At 50.1% G+C, this 3568-nt stretch carries 3 protein-coding genes; all 3 read left to right on the forward strand.

The window, feature by feature from the left end; genetic code table 11:
* The first annotated feature begins 36 nt into the window (after positions 1-36).
* The 3 genes from BLV54_RS14785 (at position 37) to cycA (ending at position 3562) form a co-directional block, all read left to right on the forward strand.
* Positions 37-1695: a multiheme c-type cytochrome gene (locus BLV54_RS14785; protein WP_090572360.1), complete on the forward strand. Its 1659-nt coding sequence runs from the start codon at positions 37-39 to the stop codon at positions 1693-1695.
* A gap of 3 nt (positions 1696-1698) precedes the next feature.
* Complete coding sequence (gene haoB / locus BLV54_RS14790; protein WP_090572358.1) at positions 1699-2727, forward strand: hydroxylamine oxidation protein HaoB; 1029 nt, start codon at positions 1699-1701, stop codon at positions 2725-2727.
* A gap of 121 nt (positions 2728-2848) precedes the next feature.
* Positions 2849-3562 carry a cytochrome c-550 CycA gene (cycA, locus tag BLV54_RS14795; RefSeq protein ID WP_090572359.1) on the forward strand — a complete coding sequence of 238 codons (714 nt, stop codon included), beginning with the start codon at positions 2849-2851 and terminating at the stop codon, positions 3560-3562.
* The last annotated feature ends 6 nt before the right edge of the window (positions 3563-3568 follow it).

Consider the following 3568-nt stretch of genomic DNA (forward strand, 5'->3'; position numbering starts at 1 on the left):
AAATGGCTGAAGGGGCTAGCAATAGCCTGTGGGGTAATGTTTGCTGGGGTATTGCATGCGAACCTGTCGACAGTACCGGATGAGACGTACAAGGCATTGAATCTGGATCGTAGCAAGGCGACGCCGAAAGAGACCTATGAAGCGCTGGTCAAGCGCTACAAAGATCCTGCACAAGGAGCAGGGCGTGGCACGATGGCTGAATACTGGGAACCGATCCCCTATAGCATGTATTTAGACCCGAACACATTTTACAAACCACCTTCCTCGATGAAGGAAGTAGCCAGCCGTAAAGAATGCGTAGAATGTCACTCAGACGAGTCACCGGTGTGGGTACACGCATGGAAGCGCAGCACCCATGCCAACTTAGACAAAGTACGTAACCTCAAACCGGAAGATCCGACGTATTACAAAAAAGAAAAGCTGGAAGAAGTAGAAAATAACCTGCGTTCACTGGGCAAACTGGGCGCAGATGAAAAGCTGAAAGAAGTAGGCTGTATAGACTGTCACGTAGAAGTGAACGCCAAGAAGAAAGCGGACCACACCAAAGACATCATCATGCCGACAGCGGATCTATGCGGCACCTGTCACCTGCGAGAATTTGCAGAACGTGAATCGGAACGCGACACCATGATTTTCCCGAATGGCCAATGGCCGGCAGGGCGTCCATCACACGCGCTGGACTGGAAAGCCAACGTTGAGACCACAGTCTGGGCTGCGATGCCACAGCGTGAAGTTGCTGATGGCTGCTCCATGTGTCATTACAACCAGAACAAATGTGACGGTTGCCATACCAGACATGAATTCTCAGCGGCAGAATCGCGTAAACCGGAAGCCTGTGCAACCTGCCACAGCGGGGTAGATCACAACAACTGGGAAGCCTACTCCATGTCCAAGCACGGCAAGGTCGTTGCCATGAAGGGCGACCAATGGAACTGGGACGTACCGCTGAAAGATGCCTTTGCCAAAGGCGGACAAAGTGCCCCCACCTGTGCTGGCTGCCATATGGAATATGAAGGCGAATACGCCCACAACATGGTCAGAAAAATACGCTGGGCCAACTATCCTTTTGTTCCGGGTATTGCTGAAAACATCACGAGCGAATGGTCAGAAAAACGACTGGACTCATGGGCAGTCACCTGTAGCCAATGTCACTCAGAACGTTTTGCCCGTTCCTACCTGGAACTGATGGACAAAGGTACCCTGGAAGGACTTGCCAAATACCAGGAAGCACATGACATCGTGAAAGGGCTATATGATGAAGGCCTGCTGACGGGACAAAAAACCAATCGTCCAGCACCGCCTGCACCTGACAAACCAGGCTTTGGTTTATTCACCCAGCTATTCTGGTCGAAAGGCAACAACCCTGCCTCATTGGAACTCAAAGTACTGGAAATGGCTGAAAATGACCTGGCCAAGATGCACGTAGGCTTTGCCCACGTCAACCCTGGTGGCTGGACCTATACTGAAGGCTGGGGTCCGATGAATCGCGCGTATGTTGAGATTCAGGATGAACACACCCGCCTGCGCGAAATGATCACCCTGCAAGAGCGTGTCAGCAAACTGGAAGCAAAGAAAACCAGTCTGCTGGACCTGAACAGCACCAGTGAAAAAATCTCACTGGGGGGACTAGGCGGCGGCATGTTGCTCGCAGGCACCTTAGCGCTGATTGGCTGGCGCAAACGTAAACAAAGCTAAGCTTTGACTACTGCAAACGACAACCAGCGCACTCAACAAGTGCGCTGGCTAGACAAGTTCCTCCCGTTACTAGGCATTACTCTCGTAACGGGAGGTTTCATTTTACTCAGCTGGTTTGCCTACTTATGGCTGACCCCGGGAATTGCTCCCTATCAATACCAACTGATAAACGAAGGGGACGCAAGCAAATATCCGGAACTCGAACTGGAAGCCTGGCCGACACTCAAGATCAGCAAACATGAAATACGCGTCGCAGAAAGCGACAAACCTGTCGCGCTTGCCTATTTTGGGCAACGAGAACAAGAAGCACCGGTACTGCTCAACTGGGAAAATCACACCGGCGAACCACTGATCGCACTGGAACGCAAACCATCGGAGCTTAGCGCATTAGCCACTGCGATCGGCAAACACACTTCCCCGAACGCCCTCATCCTTGCCTGGTGGGATACCTCCCGCCAGATACGCTTGCTATCGGAGCGCAACACCTTATTTAACGGGCACCTCAATGAACCGCTCATCATACCCGCGCGCTGGCAGGAACAAAGCGACACCATCCGCGCCTATGAAAGCAATATCGCGCAGAGCGCACCGACAGAAGAAGAGTATAAACAATTCCGACGTTTCACCGAAGCGCTCGTTCAGACACCCGAAACAGGCGTAGCCCAATTACGTGAATTGATTGACTCCAGCCAGGAAGCCTATCTGGTGATCCATGTCTCTGATTTATACAAATTAGGCCTGCTGCACCCGGACAAATTTGGTGTGGCCTACAAAAACTATGCCCTGACAAGCAATATCCATGGACTGATCACCCACATGAAAGTCGAGATGAAAGAACATAATTACAGCACCTATACGCTGCAATCACTCTCTGATCGCGACATCCGGGTATTCTTTTTAGCAGACGAGCCCAGTACAAACACACTCATTGCCCAGATGCTTCCCTTTACTGACAAGCCTCCGCCGCTTGACCTAAAAGCTGCGCAACTTGTCTACCAGCAAGGAGGATACTGGGTATATAAACTGCCATAAAGAGCAGCACTTAGAAATAACCCTACTAGCAGAATCAAAACCATTTACACAATCTGATGATCGCGTACAATACGGCTAGATTTATTACTGTTAAGACCTAAGTTAGAAAAAAGGAGAGAACATGAAGTACATTACAGCCTATGCACTTGCTATAGCAGCAATGTTTGCATTGATGACGGGAAGTAGCATAGCCGCTTCAGATGTTCCATTTGAAGGGCGCACCAAATGCAGCAACTGTCACAAATCGCAAGCCAAATCATGGAAAGACACCGCGCATGCCAAGGCAATGGAATCGCTCAAGCCAAATACCAAAAAAGAAGCCAAAATCAAAGCCAGGCTGGATCCGGAAAAAGACTATACCCAAGACAAAGACTGCGTAGGCTGTCATGTAGATGGCTTTGGCAAAGCAGGCGGCTATACGATCGATGCGCCCAAGAAACCGCTGGCTGCAGTAGGCTGTGAATCCTGCCATGGACCTGGCCGGAATTTCCGTGGCGATCATCGTAAGGCAGGACAGGCATTTGAGAAATCGGGCAAGACCATGCAACGTAAAGCATTGGCAGACAAAGGCCAGGATTTTGCGTTTGAAGAAAGCTGCAATGCCTGTCACATGAACTATGAAGGATCGCCCTGGAAAGGAGCGAAACCGCCTTACACCCCATTTACCCCGGCTGTTGATGCGAAATACACCTTTGACTTCGATAAAATGGTAAAAGATGTTAAGGCAATGCACGAGCACTACAAACTGGATGGTGCTTTCGAGGGCGAGCCTAAATTCAAGTATCACGATGAATTCCAGGCAAGTGCCAAAGTAGGTGAAAAAGGAAAAGAGTAAAACTGT

It is taken from the genome of Nitrosomonas sp. Nm33 (assembly GCF_900107265.1).
Taxonomy (GTDB): Bacteria; Pseudomonadota; Gammaproteobacteria; order Burkholderiales; family Nitrosomonadaceae; genus Nitrosomonas.

What these genes read in the sequence shown, in the direction of transcription:
- BLV54_RS14785 (WP_090572360.1), top strand. Translation starts at nt 37, where the DNA reads ATGTTTGCTGGGGTATTGCATGCGAACCTGTCGACAGTACCGGATGAG.
- cycA (WP_090572359.1), top strand. Translation starts at nt 2,849, where the DNA reads ATGAAGTACATTACAGCCTATGCACTTGCTATAGCAGCAATGTTTGCA.